The organism is Stenotrophomonas nitritireducens (assembly GCF_001431425.1).
GTDB classification, from domain to species: domain Bacteria; phylum Pseudomonadota; class Gammaproteobacteria; order Xanthomonadales; family Xanthomonadaceae; genus Stenotrophomonas; species Stenotrophomonas nitritireducens.
Genome location: NZ_LDJG01000015.1, coordinates 15,143 through 39,580, shown reverse-complemented (window position 1 = coordinate 39,580; position 24,438 = coordinate 15,143). Strand labels below are relative to the sequence as shown.

Genomic DNA, 24,438 nt, shown 5'->3' with positions numbered 1-24,438 from the left:
CAAGCTTACCCACCATAGGGGTGATGTCAAACGAAAAATATGTGTCGGGGATCTTGCAATCCGCGCAAGGCTTGGCAGCCCGGCGATTGCGGCGCTGCGGAACATTTCATTGTCGATTTAGGTCACTGCCGCCACACTCCCGTTCAGCAACTTCCGCCCCACCCCGGACGCCCCGAACGGCGTCCCAGCATGGAACCCCGGCACCTATGCGACCGCTCCCGACCCTGCTCACCCTCGCCCTGGCCGCCGCCTTCGGCGGCTTCACCGCCAGCGCCATCAACGCCCACCTGGACAACCGCGCCGAAGCGGCCACCGGCGCCATGCTGCCGGCGACCGCGGCGCTGCCGGCCTCGGTCGCCGGCCAGCCGGTGCCGTCGCTGGCGCCGATGCTGGAACGGGTGATGCCGGCGGTGGTCAGCGTCAACACCAAGCAGGTGGTGCGGGTGCGCAATCCGTTCTTCGACGACCCGTTCTTCCGCCGCCTGTTCCCGCAGGTGCCACAGGAGCGCATCAACGAATCGCTGGGCTCGGGGGTGATCATCGACGCGGCCAAGGGCTACGTGCTGACCAACCACCACGTGATCGAAAACGCCGACGACGTGCAGGTGACGCTGGCCGACGGGCGCACGGTCAAGGCCGAGTTCCTCGGCTCGGACCGCGACACCGACATCGCGCTGATCCGCATCCCCGCCGACAAGCTCACCGCACTGCCGCTGGGCGACAGCGACCAGCTGCGCACCGGCGATTTCGTGGTCGCCATCGGCAACCCGTTCGGCTTCAGCCAGACCGTGACCTCGGGCATCGTCTCGGCAGTGGGCCGCAGCGGCATCCGCGGGCTGGGCTACCAGAACTTCATCCAGACCGACGCCTCGATCAACCCGGGCAACTCCGGCGGCGCCCTGGTCAACCTGGCCGGGCAGCTGGTCGGCATCAACACCGCCAGCTTCAACCCGCAGGGCAGCATGGCCGGCAACATCGGCCTGGGCCTGGCCATTCCCTCCAACCTCGCCCGCGACGTGGTCGAACAGCTGATCACCAAGGGCGTGGTGGTGCGCGGCACGCTGGGCGTGGAGACGCAGAACCTGAGCGCGCAGATCGCGCAGGGGCTGGGTCTGGACGAACCGCGCGGCGCGCTGGTCACCCGGGTGCTGTCCGGGTCGGCCGCTGCCGCGGCGGGGCTGCGCGCCGGCGACGTGGTCACCGCGATCAACGGCCAGCGCGTGGACAATGCCCAGGCGCTGCACAACTTCGAGGGCCTGCAGCCGGTGGGCCGTACCGTCGAACTGGATGTGCGCCGCGACGGCAAGCCGCTGCAGCTCAAGGCCACGCTCAAGGAACAGCCGCGTGCGGTGACCGGCGACACGCTGGACCCGCGCCTGACCGGCGCCACCTTCGTCGACCTGCCCGAATCGGCGCGCCAGGCGGGCCTCAACGGGGTGCTGGTCAGCGAGGTGGCGCGCGGCAGCCGCGCCGCGCAGTCGGGCCTGTCCGGCGGCGACATCGTGCTGGCCGCCAGCAGCGGCGAGTTCGTCGATCTCGCCAGCTGGCGCGCGAGTTTCAGCCCGCGCCCGCAGCAGCTGGTGCTGCGCATCGTCCGTGGAAACACGCAGGGCCAGCTGGTGATGCGATGATGGCCGCGCGCTCGTAACGTTCCTTACACCCCATCGCTGCTATTGCTTGCACCCTGCGCCGCCATGGTGGCGCTCCCGCCGAAACAAGGAGACGAAGTGATGAGCCCCACCAACACCGACAGCATGAAGGAACACCTGGGCGATGCAGGATCGCACCTGAAGTCGGCCGCGCGCGCCGCCGGCTCGGCGGTCAAGGACGCGGCCAGCACCGCCGGCGACGAACTGCGCCTGGGCAAGGCCAACGTGAAGGCGGAGCTGTCCGACAGCGCGCTGTCCGGCCTGGCCGCCGCCGAACTTTCCGGCGCCGCGGCGAAGGAGCAGATGGACGCGCTGATGGACAAGGGCAAGGACCTGATCGACAGCGCCGCCGACCTGATCCGCGAGCGCCCGCTGGCCTCGTTCGGCGTGGCCTTCGCCGCCGGCTGGATCATCGCCAAGCTCGCCCGCAGCAACGACTGACCCGGGCGTGAGCGACAACGCGCCACCACCCGGCGCCACCGGCAACGGCACGGAAGAGGACGGCAACGCGGCGCCCGGGCTGGAAGAAAGCATCCGCCAGGTCGGCAGCGCCGGCCGGCAGACGCTGGATTCGGCGGCGCACACGCTGCGCTCGCTGCGGCGCCTGGCCTCGGCCGATTTCGCCCTGGCCCGCAGCGCCTTCGGGCGCGCGCTGGCCTGGAGCGGGGTGGCCATCGTGTTCGGCGCCTCGGCCTGGCTGCTGCTGGCCGCCACGCTGATCGCCTTCCTGCGCTACGTCGGCCTGTCGTGGTTCGTCTCCCTGCTGATCGCTTCGGTGGCGAGCCTGGCGGTCACCGGCTATGCGGTCTGGCGGGTCACGTATTTCTTCCACCACACCGGCATGCACGCCACGCGGCGGCAGCTGTCGCGGCTGGGCCTGTTCGACGAGCCGGCCGAGGACGATCCGGACGCCGACGTGAAGATCCCGGGGAACGGAACACCATGAACTTCGATGCCCTGCAACGCCGCGTGCGCCGCGCCGAAGCCGTCGTGCAGGTGCGCATGGACGAGACCGTGCAGCAGTGGGACACGCTGGAAACGACCTGGCGCCGCAGCTGGACGCCGGGACGCATCGTGATCGCCGGACTGGCCGGCGGTTTCGTGGCCGGCAGGCTGGAACCGGGCGGCGCCTTCAGCGGCGCGCGCTGGCTGCAGATGATCGGCTCGGTGTCGGGGCTGGTGGCCTCGGCGCAGGCGTCGATCGCCAGCCTGCAGGAAGCGGGACTGGCGGCCGCGGCGGGCATGGCCGCCAGCCACGCCGCCACGGACGAAGGCCAGGCCGCATCCGCGCCGCCCGAACCCGCTGCCGGCCCACCGCCGCAGGCGGCCGCAGCCGCCACCGAGCTGTCAGAGTCCTGATCCGCGCGGCCGCCGGCCGCGCCCTTCCCGCTCCGGAGTGCCGCGATGCCCGCACTGCCGTCCGATCCGTCCCCTCCCGCCGCCGAACCGGCCCCGCCGACGCCGCGCCCGCGCGCGTCTTCCGCCGTACTGGTACTGGCCACGCTGGCGGTGGGCTATACGCTGTGGGCCGCGCAGGACGTGATCCTGCCGGTGCTGCTGGCGATGTTCTTCGCCCTGGTCGGCAACCCGATCATCCGCCTGCTGCAGAAACTGCGCCTGCCGCGCTTCCTCGCCGCGCTGCTGGTGCTGGCCATCGGCCTGGCCAGTGCCGGCGCGCTGGCGGTACAGCTGGCGGTGCCTGCGGCCGACTGGTTCGCAGAGACGCCGCAGCAGCTGCGCCAGGTCTCGCGCAAGGTGCAGGACCTGGTGCGGCCGGTGCAGCAGGCCAACCAGGCCGCCGAGAGCTTCGCCCGTGCCGCCGGCGGCGAGGACAACCGCAAGGTGGAAGTGATCCGCACCCGGCTCGACGACCCGTACCGGGCGCTGGTGCGCACTCCGCGGCTGGCCGCCTCGGCGCTGGCAGTGGTGCTGCTGACCCTGTTCTTCATGATCTACGGGGAGAACCTGCAGCGGCACATCATCGCGCTGCTGCCCAACCGCCAGCAGAAACGCTTCACCACCGACATCCTGCGCGCGATGGAGCGCGAGATATCGCGCTACGTGCTGACCATCACCATCATCAACACCCTGCTCGGGCTGGCGCTGGCCGGGGCGCTGATGCTGCTCGGCATCGCCCTGCCCGAGGCACTGCTGTGGGGCACGGTGGCGATGCTGTTGAACTTCGCTCCCTATGTGGGCCCGCTGGTCGGCATCGCGCTGATGCTGCTGGTCGGCCTTACCGAGTTCCGCGAGCCGCTGGCCATTGCCCTGCCGGCGCTGGCCTACCTGGCGCTGCACACGCTGGAGGGGCAACTGGTCACGCCGATCGTGCTGGGCCGGCGCATGGCGATCTCGCCGTTGATGCTGGTGCTGGCGCTGATGCTGTCCGGCTGGCTGTGGGGCATCGTCGGCCTGCTGCTGGCGGTGCCGCTGCTGGTCTGCGCCAAACTGGTGCTGGTGCGGCTGGACGGCATGCAGGGCTGGGCGCGATTGCTGGAATAGGCAAGGCGCCGCCCGGCCCGCTGCCGTAAAATGGCCCCGTGAACTTTCCTGTCCTAGCCATCACCCTCGACCTGGACGACACGCTCTGGCCGTTCGCGCCCATCGGCGCCCGCATCGACCAGGTGCTGCACGACTGGATGGTCGTCCACAGCCCCGCCACGGCGGCGATGTACCCGGTGGAGGCCATGCGCGAACTGCGCGTGCGCACCTTCGACGACAACCCGCACCTGCACTACGACCTGAGCGCGCTGCGCCGCCTCACCCTGGCCGAGGCGCTGGAGAAGAGCGGCGCCGGCATGGACCTGCTGGAACCGGCCTACGAAGCGTTCTACGCCGCGCGCAACCAGGTGGAGTTCTACCCCGATGCGCTGGACGCGCTGCGCCGCATCGCCGCGCGCGTGCCGGTGGCCGCGGTCAGCAACGGCAACGCCGATCTGCAGCGCATCGGCATCGGCGGGCTGTTCGCCTTCCAGCTGGGCTCGCGCGAATTCGGCGCAGCCAAGCCGGACCCGGGCATCTTCCACGCCGCCTGCAAGCGCCTGGGCGTCGAACGGGCCAGCGTCCTGCACGTGGGCGACCATGCCGAGATGGACGTGGCCGGTGCGATGCGCGCCGGCCTGCGCGGCTGCTGGATCAACCGCGAAGCCCATGCCTGGAACCATGCCGCGCCGCCGCCGGACCTGCAGTTCGACACCCTCGCCGGGCTGGCCGACTGGCTGGACGCGCAGGACTGAGCCCATGCCGCAACTGGGCCGCATCGAACAGTGGGACGACACGAAGGGCTACGGTTTCGTGCGCCCGCTCGAAGCGCAGGCCGGCGGCGATCACGCGGCCCGCGCCTTCGTGCACATCAGGACCATCGAACATGCCGGTCGCCGCCCGGGCAACGGCGACCTGATCCGCTATGAAACCCGGCGCGACGACAAGGGCCGCCTGAACGCGGTGGGCGCCAGTTTCGTCAATGCCGGGGCGATGCGTGCGCAGGCACGGCGCCGCAACGACGCCAGAGCCACCGCACGCCAGCGCCATGCCTCCGGCAAGCTGCAAGACCTCGTGCACCGCCTGATCCTGGCCGGCGCACTCACCGCGCTGGCCGCCGGCACGTGGCTGCACTGGTGGCCGCTTGCGGTAACGCTGGCCTTTGCGGGAATGAGCGCCCTGTCGTTCATTGCCTATGCGCTGGACAAGAGCGCCGCCAACCAGAACCTGCAACGCACGCAGGAAAAAACCCTGCACCTGTTCGACCTGCTGTGCGGCTGGCCGGGCGGCCTGCTGGCCCAGCAGGCGTATCGGCACAAGACCCGGAAGACCAGCTTCCAGATCATGTTCTGGATCACCGCCGCACTGAACTGCGCCGCCCTGTACTGGCTGCTGCCCCATATCGAAACCGCATCGTGATGCCCTGCCGACGGCCATCGCCGGCCGCCGGCCCCTACTTCCAGGAATGACCCCCATGTCCGCTCCGCTGTCTCCCGCAGGCTTCACTTCCGACGCCAGCAACGCCCTTCCGCTGCATGTGCTGGACAAGGCGGCCTTCGCCGCATGGCTGGATGCGCAACCGGCGGCGACCCGCGCCTGGCTCGGCAGCCAGCAGTTCACCGCGGCGCCGGGCAGCGTCGCCCTGCTGCCGGGCGCGGACGGACTGGCCGGCGCGGTGCTGGGCGTCGGCGACCGCGGCGACGCCTATGCCTATGCGCATGCGCCGTTCGCATTGCCGGCAGGCTGCGCCTGGCAGCTGGCCAATGCGCTGGACGCGGCCGATGCCGCCAACCTGCAGCTCGGCTGGGGCCTGGGCAGCTACCGCTTCGCCCGCTACCGCAAGCCGGCGCGACTGCCGGCGCAGCTGGTCGCCACGCCGGCGCCGGAAGTGCTGGACGTGCTGGCCGCCTGCCTGCGCGTGCGCGACTGGGTCAACACCCCGACCGAGGACATGGGCCCGCAGCAGCTGGAAGACGCCGCGCGCGCGCTGGCCGACGCCCATGGCGGCGCGCTGGAGGTGATCGCCGGCGACGAACTGCTGGAGCACAACTTCCCCACCATCCACGCCGTCGGCCGCGCTTCGCACCGCGCGCCGCGCCTGATCGTGCTGCGCTGGGGCGATGAAGCCGCGCCGCACCTGGCGCTGGTCGGCAAGGGCGTGTGCTTCGACACCGGCGGCCTGGACATCAAGCCGGCCGACGGCATGCGCAACATGAAGAAGGACATGGGCGGCGCCGCGCACGCGCTGGCGCTGGCCGGGCTGGTCATGGCGCAGCGGCTGCCGGTGCGGCTGACCCTGATCGTGCCGGCGGTGGAAAACTCCATCGGCCCCGATGCGTTCCGCCCCGGCGAGGTCATCACCACGCGCAAAGGCATCACCGTGGAGATCGACAACACCGATGCCGAAGGCCGCCTGATCCTGTGCGACGCGCTGGCCTACGCCAGCGAGCAGCGGCCGGACGCCATCGTCGATTTCGCCACCCTCACCGGCGCGGCGCGCATCGCGCTCGGCCCCGACCTGCCGGCGCTGTTCGCCAACGACGACACGCTCGCCCAGCAGTGGCTGGACGCCGGCGACCGTACCCGCGACCCGGTGTGGCGCATGCCGCTGTGGCGCCCCTACCTGCGTTACCTCAACAGCGGCATCGCCGACATGGCCAACGCCGGCTCGCGCATGGCCGGCAGCGTCACCGCCGCGCTGTACCTGGAACGCTTCGTCGAGGAAGGCCAGAAGTGGGCGCATCTGGACGTCTACGCCTGGAACGACGGCGAGCGCCCGGGCCGCCCGGCCGGCGGCGAAGCGCTGGCGCTGCGCTCGGCCTGGGCGATGCTCAAGGCCCGCTACGCCTGAAGCGTGCGATGCGTGGGCCGGCCGGTGGCCGGCACCACGCGCTGCGGCAGACTTCACGAAAAATTGAATTTCGCACCCGTCCGGGTTCTGCAAGGATCTGTGCATCGCGCCCGATGCGTTCCGCGACGGCAGGAGTCCGCCAATGCCACTGTTCCGTTATACCCGCGCCGGCCAGGAACCACCGGTTCCGCGCAGGCACACGCCGCTGCCATGGATCGCCCTGATCGCGTTGATCCTGGGCGCCGCCGCGCTCGCCTTTGCGTGGCTGGCCGGCTGGATCGGCCGCGACCGGCTGACCGCGCAGCGCTTCACCGACACCATCGAGGCCACCGGCCCGGCCCATCCCGGTTTCCGCCGTGCGCACAGCAAGGGCGTGTGCGTGGGCGGCTGGTTCTCTCCCAGCGCACAGGCGCCGATGCTGTCCAGCGCACGAGTGTTTTCGCAGCAGAAAGTGCCGGTGCTCGGCCGCCTGTCGATCGGCGGCGGCGACCCGCATGGCGCCGACGGCAACGCGCGGGTACGCAGCATCGCCCTGCAGCTGGTCGGCGACGATGGCCAGGAATGGCGGATGGCGATGAACAGCTTCCCGTTCTTCGCGGTGCCGACGCCGGAGGCCTTCTTCGAACAGACCCGTGCGCAGCTTCCCGATCCGGCCACCGGCAAGCCCGACCCGCAGAAAATGGCGGCGCTGCTGGCCCGCTATCCCAGCGCGCGGGCCTTCCAGCAATGGGCAAAGAGCGCGCCGTGGACCGACAGCTGGGCCAACACCACGTTCAACAGCGTCAACAGCTTCTGGTTCACCAACGCACAGGGCAACCAGCGCGCGGTGCGCTGGCGCTGGCAGCCGCAGGCACCGGTGGCTGAACTCGATGCCGACGCGCGCGGGCGCGCGGATGCGGACTTCCTCGAACAGGACCTGCGGCGCCGCCTGAACAACGGCCCGGTGCGCTGGAACCTGGTGGTCAGCATCGCCGAACCCGGCGACGCAGTGGACGATCCCTCCACCCCTTGGCCGGCGTCGCGCAGCGAAGTGATGGCCGGCGTACTGAGCCTGGAGCGCATGCAGTCGCAGGAACAGGGCGCCTGCGGCGAACTGAACTTCGATCCGCTGATCCTGCCCCGCGGCATGCGCGGCAGCGATGATCCGGTGCTGGCAGCACGCTCGGCGATCTATTCGCAATCGTTCAACCGCCGCGAGCGCGAACGCGCTGCCGGCGCTCCGGCACAAGCCAGGGAGACCGCGCGATGAACACCGGCAACGGCCACTTCAACCTGCCGGCCCGGGTGCTGCACTGGTCCATGGCAGTGATGATCATCGCCATGCTGTTCATCGGCGTGACCATGGTCGCCTCGCTGCACCTGCGGCCGCTGCTGATCGACCTGCACCGCCCGCTGGGCGTGGCCATCGGCGTGCTGGCGCTGCTGCGCCTGTACAACCGCCTGCGCCATCGTCCGCCGCCGCTGCCGGCCGAGCTGCCGGCATGGCAGGCGATGGCGGCCAGGCTGTCGCACTGGATGCTGTACGCGCTGATGCTATTGATGCCGCTGATCGGCTGGGCGATGCTGTCGGCCGGCGGCTACCCGATCGTGTTGTGGAAAGGCCTGCAGCTGCCAGCGATCGTGCCGCATACGCCGGCCTTGTACGCGGCGCTCCGCAACGCCCATGGCATGCTGGCCTACGTACTGTTCGCCACGGTGCTGATGCACGTGGGCGCCGCGCTGTTGCACCTGTGGGTGCGCCGCGATGGCGTGTTCCAGACGATGGCGCGCGGCAGGGACTGACGCTCCGCCGCCGGACACGCCCGGCCGCACGGTTCCGCGTGCCGGGGAGTCCTGCCGCCACCGCCGCTTCGACGCATGGCCATGCATGACAGGGCGCCGCGATCGCGGCTCAAAGCCAGCCTTTCTGCCGCGCCAGCCGGTGCGCCTCGATGCGATTGGCGACGCCCAGCTTGCCGATGCACTCGGACAGATAATTGCGCACGGTGCCATGCGACAGACCGAGCTGTTCGGCGATCTCGTTGGCCGAGCGGCCTTCGCCCGCGAGTCGCAGCACCTGGCGCTCGCGGTCGTTGAGCGGGTCGGCCTCGGTCCAGGCTTCCACCGCCAGCTGCGGGTCGATGGCGCGGCCGCCGCGATGCACCTGGCGCAAGGCTTCGGCGAGCTTCTCCGCCGGCGCGTCCTTGAGCAGATAGCCCTGCACGCCGGCGTCCAGCGCGCGGCGCAGGAAGCCGGTGCGGGCGAAGGTGGTGACGATCACCACCTTCGCCGCCAGCCCATGGCGCTGCACGCGCTGGGCCAGCTCCAGTCCGGTCAGGCCGGGCATCTCGATGTCGGTGACCAGCACGTCGGGCGCGAGCCGCTGCAGCTCGCGCCATGCCGTCTCGCCATCGGCGGCGGTGCCTGCCACCTCGATGTCGGCTTCCAGGTTGAGCAGCGCCGACAACGCGCCGCGCACCATCGCCTGGTCCTCGGCCAGCAGGATGCGGATCATGCGCGCGCCTCCATCGCCGGCAGCCCGGGACCATCGGGTGCGGCGGCCGCCACGGCCGCGTTACCGTCGCCCAGCGGCACCGTCACCGTGAGCCGCGTGCCGGCGCCGCGCGGCGAATCGATGCGCAGGGTGCCACCCAGCGCTGCCACCCGCTCGCGCATGCCGGCCAGTCCGTTGCCGTTGGCGGACACGCCGCCGCGGCCGTCGTCGGCGACCTCCAGCACCACGGTATCGGCCTCGACGCGCACCGCGATCATCGCCTCGCTGGCCTGCGCATGGCGGGCGATGTTGGTGACCGCCTCGCGCAGCACCATCGCCAGCCCGCATTCGATCCAGGCCGGCATCGGCGGCGGCGGCGAATGCCGCAGGTGCACGCGCGAGGACTCCAGCAGCAGGTGCGCCGAGGCCAGTTCGGCGGCCATGTCGGCGGCGCGGAAACCGGTGACGGCGCTGCGCACCTGCGCCAGCGCGTCGCGGGCGATCTGCTCGGCCTCGGCCAGCTCGCGCTGCGCACGCGCCGGGTCGCGCTCGAACAGCTTGCGCGACAGTTCCATCTTCAGCGTGATCAGCGACAGCGTATGCCCGAGCAGGTCGTGCAGGTCGCGGCCGATGCGCTCGCGCTCGGCGGTGGCGGCCAGGCGCCGCACTTCCTCATGCGACAGCCGCAGCGCCGCGTCCTTCTCGCTGCTCGCGCGCTCGACATTGACGATCAGGCCGATGACCACGGTCAATGCCGGGATCCAGGCCACGACCTGCCATGGATAGCCGATCCACCAGGCCAGCGAGACGAAACCGGCGTTGAGCAGCGCCAGCTCCAGCAGGTACCGGCGCACGCCGATGCAGCGGTTGGAGCGCAGCATCACGCAGCCGAACACGAAATAGTTCATGCCCGAGGGATAGCTGCGCAGCAGCGCCATCGCCAGCACGACCATCGCCAGGGCGAAGATCGGCGCGCTGCGCCGCGACGCCACCAGGGTCATCACGAACAACAGGATGAACAGCGGATACGACCACAGCGTGATCAGCACCCAGCGCAGGGTGAAGCCGCCGCCGAACATCGGGGTGAGGAACACCCAGACCGTCCACAGCAGGTGCACGGCGTCGATCCACGGCCACTTGCCGAGCTTGAGGTTGTCGGCCACCACCGAATCGGGGGCGGGCTTCAGCCAGGCGGGGAGGTGGCGGTGGTTCACGGGGCGGTTCCTGTCGCGCAGGCGTCGATGATGCCATCAGCCATGCCGGCGCAGGCGGCGCACGGCGATGGCAAGGACGACCACGGTGAATGCGGCCAGCCACAGCAGGTGCGGCCAGGCGCTGCCGGTATCGAAGCCCACCGCCGACTGCGCCAGCGCATTGAGGTGGTAGCTCGGCCACAGCGGCGCCTGCGCGCGCACCAGCGGCGGCAGCATCTGCAGCGGGAACCACAGCCCGGACAGGAAGGCCATCGGCAGGTACAGCAGGTTGACCATGGCCGGCGCGCCCTGGCCCTTCACCAGCGTGCCCAGCAGCAGGCCCAGCGCGCAGAACGGCACCGCGCCGGCGATGCAGACCAGCGCCAGCCGCAGCATCTGCAGCGCCTGCAGCTGCACATGCGCCAGGGTCAGCCCCAGCGTCTGCAGCAAGGTGGTGATCAGCGCGGCCATCAGCATCGCCATCGCCATCTTGCCGGCCAGGTACGCGGCCGGCGGCATCGGCAGCGCGCGCTTGAGGGTGAGCAGGCCATTGTCGCGCTCCAGCGCCAGCGACATGCCGAAACCGAACAGGCCCGGCGCCATCACCCCGAAGGTGGAATAGGACGCCAGCAGGAAGCGCGGCGCCTCCGGCGTGCTGCGCCCGGCCAGCACCACGCCGAACATCAGGAAGAACACCGCCGGGAACAGCAGCGTCGGCAGCAGGAACGACGGACTGCGCAGGTAACGCAGGCATTCGGCGCGCGTTTCCTGCAGGTAGGCGGCGAATATCCGGCGGCGCGGCATCGGCGCCTGTACCGGAGAGAAGGCATGCAGGGTGTCCATCAGGCGGCCTCGCGCAGATCGGGAGAAGCGACGGGCTCGTCGCGGGTCAGGTCGCAGAACGCTTCGTCCAGCCCGGCGGCCAGTACCTCCAGGCCGGACAATGCCGGATCGGTGTCGAGCAGGCGCCGCACCACCGCCTCGGCCTGGTCGCTGGCTATGTCCAGCCGCGCGCCGTCGCGCTGCACCTGGCGTACGCCCGGCCAGGCGGCCACGGCATCGGCATCCAGCGCGCAGATGCAGCGGATGCGGCGCGTTTCCACCCGCGCGCGCAGCGCATCGACGCTGCCGTCGCTGACGATGCGCCCGCGCAGCAGCACGCAGACGCGGTCGGCCAGGTGCCCGGCCTCTTCCAGATAGTGCGTGGTCAGCACCACCGCCGCGCCTTCGCCGGCCAGCATGCGCACGGTGGCCCACAGTCGCTGCCGCGCCGGCAGGTCGAGCCCGACCGTGGGTTCGTCCAGGAACAGCAGGCGCGGGCGTCCGCACAGGGCGATGGCGAACTGCACGCGCCGCTGCTGGCCGCCGGACAGCCTGCCGTAGGGCCGCTCGAGCAGGTCCTCGATGCCGGCCAGCGCCGCGCTTTCGGCCAGCGGGCGCGGCGCCGGGTAGTAACTGGCGGTCAGCCGCAGCAGCTCGCCGACCTTCAGGGTCGGCGGCAGCGCCGCATCCTGCAGCATCACCCCGATGCCGCGCCGCGCCGCCACCTGCTGCGGGTCCTGCCCGAACAGGCGCACCTGGCCGGCATCGGCGCGCAGCAGGCCCAGCAGCAGGCCGATGGTGGTGGTCTTGCCGGCGCCGTTCGGGCCGAGCAGGGCCAGCACCTGCCCGGCATGCAGGTCCAGGTCCACGCCGGCCAGCGCCTGCAGCGCGCCATAGCGCTTGTGCACGCCGCGCAGGCTTGCCAGTACCTCGTCGTTCGCGCCCATCTGTTCGCTCCTTCCGGGAATGGCGCCAAGGTATCGATGCGCGCCACGGCCCCGTAGTGCGGGCGGTCAGGCCAAGCGGATGACACCCGTCACCTGTTCCGCCGCCGGGTGCCGCCTAGAATCGGTCTCCGTCGCCGGCGAGCCTGCCCCGCCGGTTTGGGTTACCTTCCGTCACTTCTTCCCGCGGACACTGTCCTGTCGCCGATGAACACCTCTGCCGATCTGCTCAAGGAACTGCGCATCGACCGTTCGGCTCCGCCGGCGCCAGGCCCGTCCTCGCCGCGCCGCTGGCTGTGGTGGGTGCTCGGCCTGCTGCTGGCCCTGCTGCTGGCGATCGCCGCCGGCCTCTTCTTCAGCCGCGGCAAGCCGGTGGTGGTGGAGACCGCGCCGGTGGTCGCCATCGGCCAGGACAGCGCCAGCGCGTCGGTGCTCGACGCCAGCGGCTACGTGGTGGCGCGGCGCATGGCCACGGTCTCGGCCAAGATCACCGGCAAGGTGCGCGAGGTGCTGATCGAGGAAGGCATGCGCGTGGAGGAAGGCCAGGTCATGGCCACGCTCGACCCGATCGACGCCAATGCGCAGCGCGCGCTCAACGCCGCCCAGCTCGACGCCGCGCGCAGCCAGGTCGACGGGCTGCAGGCGCAGCTGCGCCAGGCCGAGGCCGACGCCCAGCGCCTGCAGCAGCTGGTGGGCCGGCAGCTCGTATCGCGCGCGCAGTTCGACCAGTCCGTCGCCCAGCGCGACAACCTGCGCGCGCAGCTGGCCTCCGCCCGCCACAACGCCCGGGTCGCGCAGGACGCGCTGGCCATCGCCGACCTGGGCGTGGACAACAACGTGGTGCGCGCGCCCTTCGCCGGCGTGGTCACAGCCAAAGCCGCGCAGCCGGGCGAGATCGTCTCGCCGCTGTCGGCCGGCGGCGGTTTCACCCGCACCGGCATCGGCACCATCGTGGACATGGATTCGCTGGAGATCGAGGTCGAGGTCGGCGAGGCCTATATCGGCCGCGTGCAGCCGAAGATGCCGGTGGAGGCCGTGCTCAACGCCTACCCGGACTGGAAGATCCCGGCCGAGGTGATCGCGATCATTCCCACCGCCGACCGCGGCAAGGCCACGGTGAAGGTGCGCGTGGCGCTGAAGGTGAAGGATCCGCGCATCGTGCCGGAGATGGGCGTGCGGGTGAGCTTCCTGGAAAAGCCGGCCGAGGCCGGGCAGAAGAAGCCCGAAGGCGTGCGCGTGCCGGCAGCGGCGATCGTGCAGCGCGGCCAGGACGCAGTGGCGTTCGTGGTCGGCAGCGACGACACGGTGCAGGCGCAGGCGCTGAAGACCGGCATGGAGATGGGCAAGGACCGGCAGGTGCTGTCGGGCCTGTCGGCGGGACAGACGGTGGTGGTGAATCCGCCGCCGGCGTTGAAGGATGGCGACAAGGTGACGCTGGCCGGCGACGCGGGGCAGTGATCCGCGGTGGTCCGGCCGTGTGACGCGCGGCGTCGCTTGGCGAACCACTCAGCAGGCAGCCACCTCGAATTCTGCTGTTGCTGTTGCTGTTGCTGTTGCTGTTGCTGTTGCCCGTGATTCTGCTGTTGCTCTTCGCTTTTGACGTTCGGGTCCCCTTCTGCAGCGACGGAGCCGGTGGGAAAAACCCGAAGGGCGACGTGCAGGGATGCACGTCGTTTTTCGACGAGACAGGGATGTCTCGTCGAAAAATCCCGCCGGCGGAGTGGACCCGACGCGCGTAGCGCGTTGGGCGCGGAGGCAGGGCGTGCTTTCTTTGGGCCACGTTTCTTTGCACGAGCAAAGAAAGGTGGCTCGCTCCTGCGAAGCAGGAGTGAAAGCCTTGCTTTCAAGCTTCCGCCTTGGCTTTGTGCTGGTGCTTTGGCCCTTGTCGTTTGTATTTGAAAAGCCGGAGCAACGGCTGAAGCGGGATCAAGAGCTTTCGCTCCCCTTCGAGGCGCGAGTTACTTCTCTTTGCTCATGCAAAGAGAAGTAACCAAGAGAAGTGTTTTTCCAACAGCCGAATGGCTGGTCAAGCACGGGCCGGGCCGCGATCCGTCGGGCTTCGCCCGCCGGTTCCCTGCGCTCCTCGCGGGCCAGGGGGACGGCGCACAACTCGCTTCGCTCAGACACGTGCGCCTCTTCGCCCCCTGTCCCGCTGCGGTGCCCGGCTCGCTCTACGGCCGGGGAAGTCAGAAGCAGGAAGCAAAAGCAACAGTCGCAACCGCAACCGCAACCGCAACCGCAACCGCCGCAGCATCGCCCCCATTCACCCGCTCCCGCCCCAGGCGGGAGGATAAAAGCAGAGCGGCGCGGCAGCGCCCGCCACCCACCGCATCACCCGCAGAGGATCACCCATGACCGCCCTCGTCACCCTCCGCAACATCACCAAGACCTACCAGCGCGGCCCCGAGAAGGTGCAGGTGCTGCACGGCATCGACCTGGACATCGCCCGCGGCGACTTCGTCGCGCTGATGGGTCCGTCCGGTTCCGGCAAGACCACCCTGCTCAACCTGATCGGCGGGCTGGATACGCCCAGCGGCGGCGAGATCGCCATCGAGGGCCAGCGCATCGACCAGCTCGGTGCCGGCCAGCTCTCGACCTGGCGCAGCCACCATGTCGGCTTCGTGTTCCAGTTCTACAACCTGATGCCGATGCTGACCGCGCAGAAGAACGTGGAATTGCCGCTGCTGCTGACCAGCCTGTCGGCCGGCGAGCGCAAGCGTCGCGCGCAGATCGCGCTGGCCCTGGTCGGCCTGGCCGACCGTCGCGACCACCGCCCCAACGAACTGTCCGGCGGCCAGCAGCAGCGCGTGGCCATCGCCCGCGCCATCGTCTCCGATCCGACCTTCCTGATCTGCGACGAGCCCACCGGCGACCTGGACCGCCATTCGGCCGAGGAAGTACTGGGCCTGCTGCAGCTGCTCAACCGAGAGCACGGCAAGACCATCATCATGGTCACCCATGATCCGAAGGCGGCCGAATACGCCACCCATACCGTACATCTGGACAAGGGCGAGCTGGTCGACGCCCCGGTGCACTGAGGAGCGCGGCCATGAACAACCAACACGACCGGTGTTTTCCACGGCCAAGCCGCCCGCAGGGTGGCTCAGGGCCGGTTTGTGCTCCTGCAAAGCCGGCATTCCCGCCGTCCATGGCGGTCAGAGGTGCGCCCATGACAAAACGGCAGGACAGCCGTTTTGCACGGCGAAGCCGCCTGCAGGGTGGCGCACAGGGAGGTGCACCATGAAATATTTCTCCCTCATCTGGGCCCAGCTGTTCCGCAGCCGCACCCGCACCCTGTTCACCCTGCTGTCGGTGGTCACCGCGTTCCTGCTGTTCGGCATGCTCGATTCGGTGCGCGTGGCCTTCAACAGCGGCGGCAACAGCGTGGCCGGCGCCAACCGGCTGATCGTCACCTCGCGCCTGTCGATCACCCAGTCGTTGCCGATCCGCCTGGACCCGCAGATCCGCCAGGTGCAGGGCGTGCGCGACGTCACCTCCGCCATGTGGTTCGGCGGCATCTACCAGGACCCGAAGAATTTCTTCCCCAACTTCTCGGTGGCGCCGAACTACTTCGACGTGTACCGCGAGTTCGAGGTACCGAAGGACCAGCTGGAGGCCTTCCACAACACGCGCACCGGCGCCATCGTCGGCGCGACCCTGGCACAGCAGTTCGGCTGGAAGATCGGCGACACCATCCCGCTGCAGGCCACGATCTTCCCGCGCGGCGGCAGCAACGACTGGCCGTTGCAGCTGGTGGGCATCTTCCATTCGAAGAACACCGCCGCTGCCGCCAACGACGAGCGCCAGCTGATGATGAACTGGAAGTACTTCGACGAATCCAACGATTACATCAAGAACCAGGTGAGCTGGTACACGGTGACGCTGGACAACGCCGACCACGCCTCGCGCGTGGCCCAGGCCATCGATGCGATCTCGGCCAACTCCGACCACGAGACCAAGAGCCAGACCGAGTCGGCGTTCCAGCAGGCCTTCATCAAGCAGTTCGCCGACATCGGCATGATCGTCACCTCGATCATGGGCGCGGTGTTCTTCACCCTGCTGCTGTTGACCGGCAACACCATGGCGCAGGCGGTGCGCGAACGCATCCCCGAGCTGGCCACGCTGAAAACGCTGGGCTTCAAGGACGGCACGGTGCTGATGCTGGTGATGGTCGAATCGGTGCTGCTGGTAGGCCTGGGCGGTGCCATCGGCCTGGGCCTGGCGGCGCTGGCGCTGCCCGCGATGGCGCCCAAGACCATGGGCATGCTGCCGCCGCAGGTACCGCTGCAGACCTGGCTGATGGGCCTGGGGCTGATCGTGCTGATCGGCCTGATCGTGGGCGTACTGCCGGCGCTGCGCGCCAAGCGGCTGAAGATCGTCGACGCGCTGGCCGGACGCTGAGGAGAAGACCATGAAGAAGTTCATTGCAAATGCACTGGTGATCTTCCTGCTCGCCATCGGCCTGGCCGCATGGATCGCCCTGCCATGGGTCGGCGTGCTGGCCGTGGTCGTCATCGCGCTGTGGTTGCCGCTCACCCGCAGCGGGCGGCTGGCGCTGGCCGCCACCCGCATCGGCATCGCCAGCCTGCCGCAGCGCTGGGGCGCCTCGTCGGTGATCGTGGTCGGCATCGCCGGCGTGGTCGGCGTGCTGGTGGCGATGCTGGCGATGGGCGCGGGCTTCCAGGCCACGCTCAACAGCACGGGCGACGACACCACCGCGATCGTGCTGCGCGGCGGTTCGCAGGCCGAGACCAACTCGGTCATCACCCGCGACCAGGTGCCGCTGCTGGGCACGCTGCCGGGCGTGGCCCGCGATGCGCAGGGCCGCGCGTTGCTGTCGGCCGAGCTGTCGCAGGTGGTCAACCTGGTCTCCAGGGCCGACGGCACCGACGTCAACGCGCAGTTCCGCGGTGTCGGCGACATGGCCTGGGCGGTGCACGACAAGGTAAAGCTCGTGAAGGGCCGGCAGTTCAAGCCGGGCCTGCGCGAGATCGTGGTCGGCGAAGGCGCGCAGGGCCAGTTCCGCGACATGGAGGTGGGCAAGACCCTGACCCTCGGCAACCAGGCCTGGACGGTGGTGGGCGTGTTCGCTTCCGGCGATGCGCACGATTCGGAGCTGTGGACCGATGTTCAGACCCTGGCCACCACCTACCAGCGCGGCGCCTACCAGTCGATCAGCGTGCGCACCGAGGGCAAGGACGGCTTCGAGCGGTTCAAGGCGGCCGTCGCGGCCGACCCGCGATTGAAGCTGGACGTGGAGACCACCCGCGCCTATTACAGCAAGCAGGGCGGCGGGCTGAACAAGCTGATCAGCATCCTCGGCACGGTGATCGGCGCGATCATGGCCGTGGGCGCGGTGTTCGGTGCGCTCAACACGATGTACGCGGCGGTGGCCACGCGCGCCCGCGAGATCGCGACCATGCGCGCGATCGGCTTCCGCGGCCTGCCGGTAGTCACCGCGGTGATGCTGGAGACCATGCTGCTGGCGCTGGTCGGCGGCCTGCTCGGCTGCGCGGTGGCCTGGCTGGTGTTCAACGGCTACAGCGTGTCCACCATCGGCAGCAACTTCAGCGCAGTGGTGTTCAAGTTCCACGTCTCGCCCGGACTGCTGTGGAGCGGACTGAAGTGGGCGCTGGGGATCGGCCTGGTCGGCGGCCTGTTCCCGGCGCTGCGCGCGGCGCGGCTGCCGATCACCACCGCCCTGCGCGAGACCTGATGGCGACGGCGGCGGCGCCCGGAAACGCCGCCGCCGCCCCTGCCTGCGAAACGATCCCCGGCGGAATGGCGGATTTTCCCCCTTCACGCATCTACCCGTTTGGTCCATGATGCGCGCCCGCCGGAACCCGGCGGGCGCGCAGCTGCGTGGCAACGGATGCTGCGTCCCTCCCCCAACGGTGATCGCATCTGTTCATGGCGCCCCTCGCGGGCGCTTTTTTTCGTAGGCAGTAAAGGAAACGCAAAACGATGTATCTGAAGTCGACCCCCCTCCGCTCCGCGATCGCGCTGGCCCTTGCCACCGCCTGCAGCGCCCCCGCCCTCGCCCAGTCCAATGACGGCACCACCACCCTGGACCGTGTCGAGATCACCGGCTCGCGCATCCGCCAGGCCAACGTCGAGACCGCCAAGCCGGTCATCGCGCTGACCCGCGCCGAGATCGAGAAGAAGGGCTACGTCAACGTCGCCGACATCCTGCAGGACGTGACTGCGGCCGGTTCGCCGGCGCTGAGCCGCGCCTCGGCGCTGTCCTCGGCGCGCGACTACGGCGGCATGTTCGTCAGCCTGCGCAACCTCGGCCCGGAACGCAGCCTGGTGCTGGTCGATGGCCGCCGCATGGGCGTGAGCGCGGGCGGCTATTCGGACGTGGGTTCGATCCCGTCGGCGATCGTCGAGCGCGTGGAAGTGCTGACCGACGGCGCCTCGGCGCTGTATGGCTCCGACGCCATCGCCGGCGTGGTCAACATCATCACCCGCAAGAACTTCGATGGCGGCCAGGCCAACGCCTATGTCGGCCAGTACAGCGAAGGCGACGGCCAGAAGCGCTCCTACAGCGCCACCTACGGCAAGACCTTCGATCGCGGCTGGATCACCGTCGGCGCGGAGAAGGTGAAGGAAGACCCGGTGCTGGGCGGCGCGCGCGAATTCACTGCCTATCCGAACGGCCCGTACCACCCCACCGACGGCCTCAACGGCACCACCGAATGGGGCTCGGTCACCGTCGATGGCAAGGTCATCAGCGTCGGCCCCGGCGGCGATCCGTCCAGGGTGGAAGACTTCAAGCCGCTGGACCGCTCGGTCTACGCCAACACCAAGACCAACATGACCCTGCTGTCGGGCCTGGAGCGCCGCTCGGCGTTCGCCAACGGCGGTTTCCAGATCACCGACGACCTGCGCGTGGTCGCCGACGTGCTGTACAGCGAGCGCGAATCGCTCAAGCAGCTGGCCGGCTACCCGTACTCGGTGTCCTCGGCGCAGGCCGCCAGCGGTGCGCGCGCGATGCTGTCCAAGGACAGCGCGTTCAACCACTGGGGCAAGGACGTGCTGTTCTCGCACCGCACCGAGGAGTTCCCGCGCGCGACCAACAACAGCCTGACCACCAAGCGCGCCAGCCTGGGCCTGGAAGGCAGCTTCGAAACCGGCTCGCGCTTCTGGGACTGGAACGTGGGCTACATGTTCAACCGCAACGAGGGCGAGCGCCGCACGCTGCAGAGCATGTACCAGCCCAACGTCAACAAGGCGGTGGGCGCTTCGTTCATCGACGACAACGGCGTGGCCCGCTGCGGCACCCGCGACAACGTGATCGAAGGCTGCGTGCCGTGGAACCCGCTGGCGCCGATGGGCAGCAACAGCCCCGGCTCGCTCAGCGGCGATCCGGCCGTGCGCGACTACCTGTTCCGCAGCTTCGTCGACGACATCCAGAGCACCACCAAGGTGATCAGCGCCAACATCTCCGGCTCGCTGTTCAGCCTGCCGGCCGGCGACGTGATGGCCGCGATGGGCGTCGAGCACCGCAGCGAGGAAGCCAGCTACACCCCCGACCTGATGGTGCAGAACGGCGAGATCGCCGGCACCAGCGGCCAGCCGACCCGTGGCGACTACAAGCTGGACGAGGTCTACCTGGAACTGCAGGTGCCGCTGCTGGCCGACCTGCCGTTCGTGCGCGAGCTGTCGCTGGACGTGGCCGGGCGTTACTCGGACTACAACAACTTCGGCGGCACCACCAACAGCAAGTTCGGCCTGAAGTGGAAGCCGGTCGACAACCTGCTGGTGCGCGCCACCTACGGCACCGGCTTCCGCGCGCCGACCGTGGACGACCTGTACGGCGGCACCGTCACCACCCGTGACCGCATCACCGATCCGTGCGACCGCTCCTTCGGCGCGGCCGCGCGCAACAGCGAAGTGGCCGCACGCTGCACCGCCGCCGGCATGGGCAGCGACTTCCGCCAGAAGACCGGCGACGGCGAACTGGCCAGCACCTCCGGCGTGCAGGCGGTGACCGACTTCACCTCCGGCTCCAACCCGGACCTGAAGCCGGAAACCGCCAAGACCTGGACCGTGGGCCTGGTCTACAGCCCCGACTTCGTCTCCGGCCTGGACCTGAGCCTGGACTGGTGGAAGATCCGCATCGACAACGTGATCGTCGGCGAATCGGCCACCGACATCCTCAACCAGTGCTACGTGCAGGGCATCGCCTCGGCGTGCTCGCGCTTCACCCGCTACACCTCCGGCACCAACAAGGGCCAGGTCAGCGGCATGAACCGCTCGCTCAACAACGCCGGCTACCAGGAAACCGCCGGCTACGACGTCGGCGTGCGCTACCGCCTGCCGGAGCTGGCGATCGGCCAGATCTCGCTGCGCCTGAATGCCACCTACGTGGACTACCTGGCGCGCAAGAGCGACAGCGAAGCCACCACCCCGGTCGACCAGTACACCGGCTGGGGCGGCAACTTCCGCGTGCGTTCGAACTTCAGCGCCGACTGGCAGCGCGGCGACTTCGGCCTGACCTGGAGCACCCGCTACTACTCCGGCATGAAGGAAAAGTGCTCCTACGACCTGGACGGCGGCCCGGAGTGCAACCTGCCGGACTTCCGCTCGCCGTATACCGACGTGCAGCCGAGCAGGAAGGTCGGCTCCAACTCCTTCCACGACCTGCAGGTGCGCTATGCCCTGCCGTGGAACGGCACCGTGTCGCTGGGCGTGAACAACGTGTTCAAGCATGAAGGCCCGATCATGTACAGCCAGCCGAACAGCAGCTTCACCTACTACGGTGGCTTCGACATCGGCCGCTTCATGTACATGAAGTACCAGCAGCGCTTCTGATCGTCCGGTCAGCGACGCGTTCCATCCGGCAAAGGCACCGCAAGGTGCCTTTGCTTTTTCCGCATCCGGCGGAAGCCGAACCCGAACACCACACAACGGTCATCTTCCTGTCATCCCCGCGCGGTAGAGCCGCGGCGGCGCAGGCGCTACCGTGGCGTTCTTCCCCCTTTCGGATCACCGCCATGCTGCGTTCGCTGGCGCTGGCCGGCGTCTGCGTGATGCTGGCCGGCTTCGCTTTGTCCTCGCCGATGCCGCCGCTGTCGCTCAGCGCGCGGCTGGCCGCGCCCGGCGGCACCTCGCCGATGGTGCCCACCGCGCGCATCGACGCCCTGCTCGCGCGCCTGCCGCATCGCCAGGGCATGGTGCCCGGCAGCGAGGGCGTGGCGCTGCACTGGCTCGCCCTCGACCCCGGCGATTACCGCCTGCAGTACCGCTATCTGGGCAAGGGCGGGCGCTTTCCCGAGTTTTCGCTGGACGCCACCGCACCGGCCGCGGACGCCACGCCGCCCGCGCCGCGCGGCACGGTGATCCTGCTGCATGGCTGGATGATGGATGGCGGCTCGCTGCTGCCCTGGGCACTGGAGCTGGCGCAGGACGGCTACCGCACCATCGCCCTGGACCTGCGCAACCACGGCCGCTCCGGGCAGGCGCCCTCAGGCTACGGCACCCGCGAAGGCGACGACGTGGCCGCCGCGCTGCGCGCGCTCGACGCACGCGGCGAGATCAGCGGGCCGGTGCACCTGCTCGGCGTGTCCTATGGCGCGGCCACCGCGATCTTCGCCGCGCGCGAACTCGGCCCGCGGCTGCGCAGCGTGGTGGCGATGGAATCCTTCGACAACGCCGGCCAGGCGATCCGCGCGATGGTGCCGCACATGCTGTCGCGCCCGCCCGAACGCATCAGCGATTACGTCGCGCTGCCGCTGGCGCGCTGGCAGTACGGCGGCAGCGGGCTGGACGCGGCCATCGCCGCCGCCGACCGCAGGCTCGGCATCGACCTGGACCGCGTGGATGTCGGCCAGGCGCTGGCGCAGGTGCCGGCCTGCGTCCTGCTGCTGCATGGCCGCGACGATGCGCACATCCCCGTCGCGCAGGGCCGCGCCCTGGCCGCCGCCGCGCCGCGCGCGCGCTACCTGGAGCTGCAGGGCGAGGACCACCTGACCCTGCCGCTGCGGCTGGACCGCCTCTCGGGCGTGGTCGACGACTGGTTCGCGCAGGCCGGCAACGACGGGGCGCCCTGCCCGATACCTGCCGCACCCGCATCCGGCGGAACGGTCGTGGCGGCATCCCCGGCCACGGGTGCGGCGCCAGTCCCGAAGGACTCGGCCGGGAAAGCGTTTCGCGGCTGAAGCCGTTCCTACCGTGCCTGGGCCTGCGAACGCGCCCGTGCCGCAGCGCGCACGCCGGCGGTCGCGAACACCACCAGCCCGGCCCAGATCAGGCCGAAGCCGATCAGCTGCGAGGGTGCGAACGGTTCGCGCAGGATCAGCACGCCGATCAGGAACTGCAGCGTCGGGCCGATGTACTGCAGCAGCCCGACCACCGACAGCGGGATGCGGCGCACGCCGTAGGCGAAGGCGATCAGCGGCACCGCGCTGACCACGCCGGCCAGCACCAGCAGCGCATCGTTGCCCCAGCCCCAGCCGGACACGAACCCGCCGCCGTGGCCGTTCTCGGCCCACAGCGCATAGGCCAGCGCCGGCGCCACCATGAACAGGCTTTCCACGCCGAGCCCGGTCACCGCCTCGACCACCACCAGCTTGCGCAGCAGTCCGTACAGGCCGAAGGTGATCGACAGCCCGATCGCGATCCACGGCGCGCGCCCGCTCTGCCAGGTCAGCCAGGCCACGCCCAGCGCGGCCAGCGCCACCGCCAGCCATTGCAGCCGGCCCAGCCGCTCGCGCAGCACCGCCACGCCCAGCACCACGCTCAGCAGCGGATTGATGAAATAGCCCAGGCTGGTCTCGACCACGTGGCCGGCGTTCACCGCCCAGATGTACAGGCTCCAGTTGGCGCCGATCAGCAGGCTCGACAGCCCCAGCAGCCAGAACCGCCGTGGCGTCGCCCACACCTCGCGCAGCCAGCCCCAGCCGCGCACGAGGCCCAGCCCGCCGATCAGCAGCACCGCGCTCCAGATGATGCGGTGGGCGATGATCAGGAACGACGGCACTTCGATCAGCAGCCGCCAGTACAGCGGGAACAGGCCCCAGATGACGAAGGCCAGGGTGGTGGCCAGCAGGCCGTTGCGGTGTTCGTGGGCGGGCGTCATGCGCGGCGCATCCGGGCCAGGGTGATGACCACGACGCCGGCCAGGATCACCGCCATCGCACCGATGTCGGCAGCGCTGAAGCGCTCGTGCGCGATCCACGCGCCCAGCGCCACCGCGATCACCGGGTTGACGTAGGCATAGCTGCTGGCCAGCACCGGGCGCACGTTGTGCAGCAGCCACACGTAGGCGGTGAAGGCGACGATGGAGCCGAACACGCACAGGTAGGCCACCGCCAGCACGCCCTGCAGCGACGGCGGCGCGGTCATGCGTTCGCCGCGCAGCAGGCCGGCCACCACCAGGATCGCGCCGCCGCACAGCATCTGCCCGGCGGCGGTCATGAACGGCGACGGCAGGTCGCGCCCGCGCGACCAGATCGAACCGGCGGCCCAGCCCAGCGGCGCCACCAGCAGGAACACCAGCCCGGCCGGCGTCGCGGTCAGGCTGCTGCCGGCGTTGAGCCACAGCACGCCGGCGAAACCGACCGCGATGCCCAGCCATTCGCCGCCGGTCACGCGCTGCCCGCGGAACGCGGAGAACAGCGCCATCCACAGCGGCACCGAGGCCACCGCCACCGCGGCCAGGCCCGAGGATACGTCGCGCTCGGCCAGCACCACCATGCCGTTGCCCAGGAACAGCAGGCTCAGGCCCATCACCGCCAGCGTCCGCCACTGCGCGCGCGTCGGCGGGGCCACGCCGCGCCAGCGCAGCATCGCATAGAGCACGCCGCCGGCGATGACGAAGCGGGTGCCGGAGATCACCGACAGCGGCGGCATGCCGCCCTCCAGCGCCAGATGGATGCCGAGGTAGGTCGAACCCCAGACGACGTACACGAGGAACAGGGCCAGAACGACAAGGCCGCTCCGTGGAGCAGCCGACGTGGTGGGGGGCGCAGACATGGGGCAGGTACCGCCATCCGGGGGAATGCGGATTCTAGGGCACCGC

The 24,438-nt window shown here is 69.9% G+C and carries 23 protein-coding genes; 17 read left to right on the top strand and 6 right to left on the bottom strand.

Translation table 11 applies throughout. The features are described 5' to 3' along the window. The first annotated feature begins 206 nt into the window (after positions 1–206). The 10 genes from ABB22_RS10105 (at position 207) to ABB22_RS10060 (ending at position 8,763) form a co-directional block, all read left to right on the top strand. On the top strand, positions 207–1,631 hold the full coding sequence (locus ABB22_RS10105; RefSeq protein ID WP_055766589.1) for a Do family serine endopeptidase: 1,425 nt from the start codon (positions 207–209) through the stop codon (positions 1,629–1,631). A 99-nt stretch (positions 1,632–1,730) separates the two neighbouring features. Continuing rightward, positions 1,731–2,090, top strand: coding sequence for a hypothetical protein (locus tag ABB22_RS10100; protein WP_055766593.1), 360 nt, complete (start codon positions 1,731–1,733; stop codon positions 2,088–2,090). A gap of 7 nt (positions 2,091–2,097) precedes the next feature. Further along, the gene (locus tag ABB22_RS10095) at positions 2,098–2,595 is read left to right on the top strand and encodes a phage holin family protein (RefSeq protein ID WP_055766596.1); all 498 of its coding nucleotides are present in this window, start codon (positions 2,098–2,100) and stop codon (positions 2,593–2,595) included. Continuing rightward, complete coding sequence (locus ABB22_RS10090; protein WP_055766599.1) at positions 2,592–3,008, top strand: hypothetical protein; 417 nt, start codon at positions 2,592–2,594, stop codon at positions 3,006–3,008. Before ABB22_RS10095 ends, ABB22_RS10090 begins: the two co-directional genes overlap by 4 nt. 45 nt (positions 3,009–3,053) lie before the next feature. Continuing rightward, complete coding sequence (locus ABB22_RS10085) at positions 3,054–4,151, top strand: AI-2E family transporter (RefSeq protein ID WP_055766602.1); 1,098 nt, start codon at positions 3,054–3,056, stop codon at positions 4,149–4,151. Positions 4,152–4,189: 38 nt separating this feature from the next. Beyond that, positions 4,190–4,885 (top strand): HAD family hydrolase, encoded by a 696-nt coding sequence (locus ABB22_RS10080; protein ID WP_055766606.1) that lies wholly within the window; start codon positions 4,190–4,192, stop codon positions 4,883–4,885. Positions 4,886–4,889: 4 nt separating this feature from the next. Next, entirely contained in the window at positions 4,890–5,549 is a 660-nt protein-coding gene (locus tag ABB22_RS18735; protein ID WP_055766608.1) for a DUF1294 domain-containing protein, read from the top strand. A 46-nt stretch (positions 5,550–5,595) separates the two neighbouring features. After that, positions 5,596–6,981 carry a leucyl aminopeptidase family protein gene (locus ABB22_RS10070; RefSeq protein ID WP_200911349.1) on the top strand — a complete coding sequence of 462 codons (1,386 nt, stop codon included), beginning with the start codon at positions 5,596–5,598 and terminating at the stop codon, positions 6,979–6,981. A 142-nt stretch (positions 6,982–7,123) separates the two neighbouring features. Next, positions 7,124–8,230, top strand: coding sequence for a catalase family peroxidase (locus tag ABB22_RS10065; protein WP_055766612.1), 1,107 nt, complete (start codon positions 7,124–7,126; stop codon positions 8,228–8,230). Further along, positions 8,227–8,763: a cytochrome b gene (locus tag ABB22_RS10060; protein ID WP_055766615.1), complete on the top strand. Its 537-nt coding sequence runs from the start codon at positions 8,227–8,229 to the stop codon at positions 8,761–8,763. Before ABB22_RS10065 ends, ABB22_RS10060 begins: the two co-directional genes overlap by 4 nt. A 109-nt stretch (positions 8,764–8,872) precedes the next feature. Here the strand turns inward: ABB22_RS10060 and ABB22_RS10055 are convergent, their stop codons facing one another. From ABB22_RS10055 to ABB22_RS10040, 4 genes are read right to left on the bottom strand one after another with little or no spacing between them, the layout of a single operon-like run. Then, the gene (locus ABB22_RS10055) at positions 8,873–9,475 is read right to left on the bottom strand and encodes a response regulator transcription factor (RefSeq protein ID WP_055766618.1); all 603 of its coding nucleotides are present in this window, start codon (positions 9,473–9,475) and stop codon (positions 8,873–8,875) included. Further along, entirely contained in the window at positions 9,472–10,668 is a 1,197-nt protein-coding gene (locus tag ABB22_RS10050; protein WP_235504259.1) for a sensor histidine kinase, read from the bottom strand. The genes ABB22_RS10055 and ABB22_RS10050 overlap by 4 nt, the downstream gene beginning before the upstream one ends. A 36-nt stretch (positions 10,669–10,704) precedes the next feature. Then, on the bottom strand, positions 10,705–11,490 hold the full coding sequence (locus ABB22_RS10045; protein ID WP_055766624.1) for an ABC transporter permease: 786 nt from the start codon (positions 11,488–11,490) through the stop codon (positions 10,705–10,707). Further along, positions 11,490–12,416, bottom strand: a complete 927-nt coding sequence (locus ABB22_RS10040; RefSeq protein WP_055766627.1) for an ABC transporter ATP-binding protein — start codon at positions 12,414–12,416, stop codon at positions 11,490–11,492. The genes ABB22_RS10045 and ABB22_RS10040 overlap by 1 nt, the downstream gene beginning before the upstream one ends. Positions 12,417–12,620: 204 nt before the next feature. Between ABB22_RS10040 and ABB22_RS10035 the strand changes: the two genes are divergently transcribed. From ABB22_RS10035 to ABB22_RS10005, 7 genes are all read left to right on the top strand, one after another. Then, on the top strand, positions 12,621–13,871 hold the full coding sequence (locus ABB22_RS10035; RefSeq protein ID WP_055766630.1) for an efflux RND transporter periplasmic adaptor subunit: 1,251 nt from the start codon (positions 12,621–12,623) through the stop codon (positions 13,869–13,871). Between the two features lie 77 nt (positions 13,872–13,948). Further along, the gene (locus ABB22_RS18505; protein WP_057505205.1) at positions 13,949–14,152 is read left to right on the top strand and encodes a hypothetical protein; all 204 of its coding nucleotides are present in this window, start codon (positions 13,949–13,951) and stop codon (positions 14,150–14,152) included. Between the two features lie 612 nt (positions 14,153–14,764). Then, positions 14,765–15,451 carry an ABC transporter ATP-binding protein gene (locus tag ABB22_RS10025; RefSeq protein WP_055766636.1) on the top strand — a complete coding sequence of 229 codons (687 nt, stop codon included), beginning with the start codon at positions 14,765–14,767 and terminating at the stop codon, positions 15,449–15,451. 202 nt (positions 15,452–15,653) lie between these two features. Beyond that, on the top strand, positions 15,654–16,814 hold the full coding sequence (locus tag ABB22_RS10020; RefSeq protein WP_055766639.1) for an ABC transporter permease: 1,161 nt from the start codon (positions 15,654–15,656) through the stop codon (positions 16,812–16,814). 10 nt (positions 16,815–16,824) lie between these two features. Beyond that, a complete protein-coding gene (locus ABB22_RS10015) occupies positions 16,825–18,129 on the top strand; it encodes an ABC transporter permease (RefSeq protein WP_055766644.1) in 1,305 nt (434 codons plus the stop codon). 248 nt (positions 18,130–18,377) lie between these two features. Further along, a complete protein-coding gene (locus tag ABB22_RS10010) occupies positions 18,378–21,230 on the top strand; it encodes a TonB-dependent receptor (protein WP_055766647.1) in 2,853 nt (950 codons plus the stop codon). A 182-nt stretch (positions 21,231–21,412) separates the two neighbouring features. After that, the gene (locus ABB22_RS10005) at positions 21,413–22,576 is read left to right on the top strand and encodes an alpha/beta fold hydrolase (RefSeq protein WP_055766648.1); all 1,164 of its coding nucleotides are present in this window, start codon (positions 21,413–21,415) and stop codon (positions 22,574–22,576) included. An 8-nt stretch (positions 22,577–22,584) separates the two neighbouring features. Here the strand turns inward: ABB22_RS10005 and rarD are convergent, their stop codons facing one another. Beyond that, entirely contained in the window at positions 22,585–23,496 is a 912-nt protein-coding gene (rarD, locus tag ABB22_RS10000) for an EamA family transporter RarD (protein WP_055766651.1), read from the bottom strand. Next, positions 23,493–24,392, bottom strand: a complete 900-nt coding sequence (gene yedA, locus ABB22_RS09995) for a drug/metabolite exporter YedA (protein ID WP_055766654.1) — start codon at positions 24,390–24,392, stop codon at positions 23,493–23,495. Before yedA ends, rarD begins: the two co-directional genes overlap by 4 nt. Positions 24,393–24,438 lie beyond the last annotated feature (46 nt).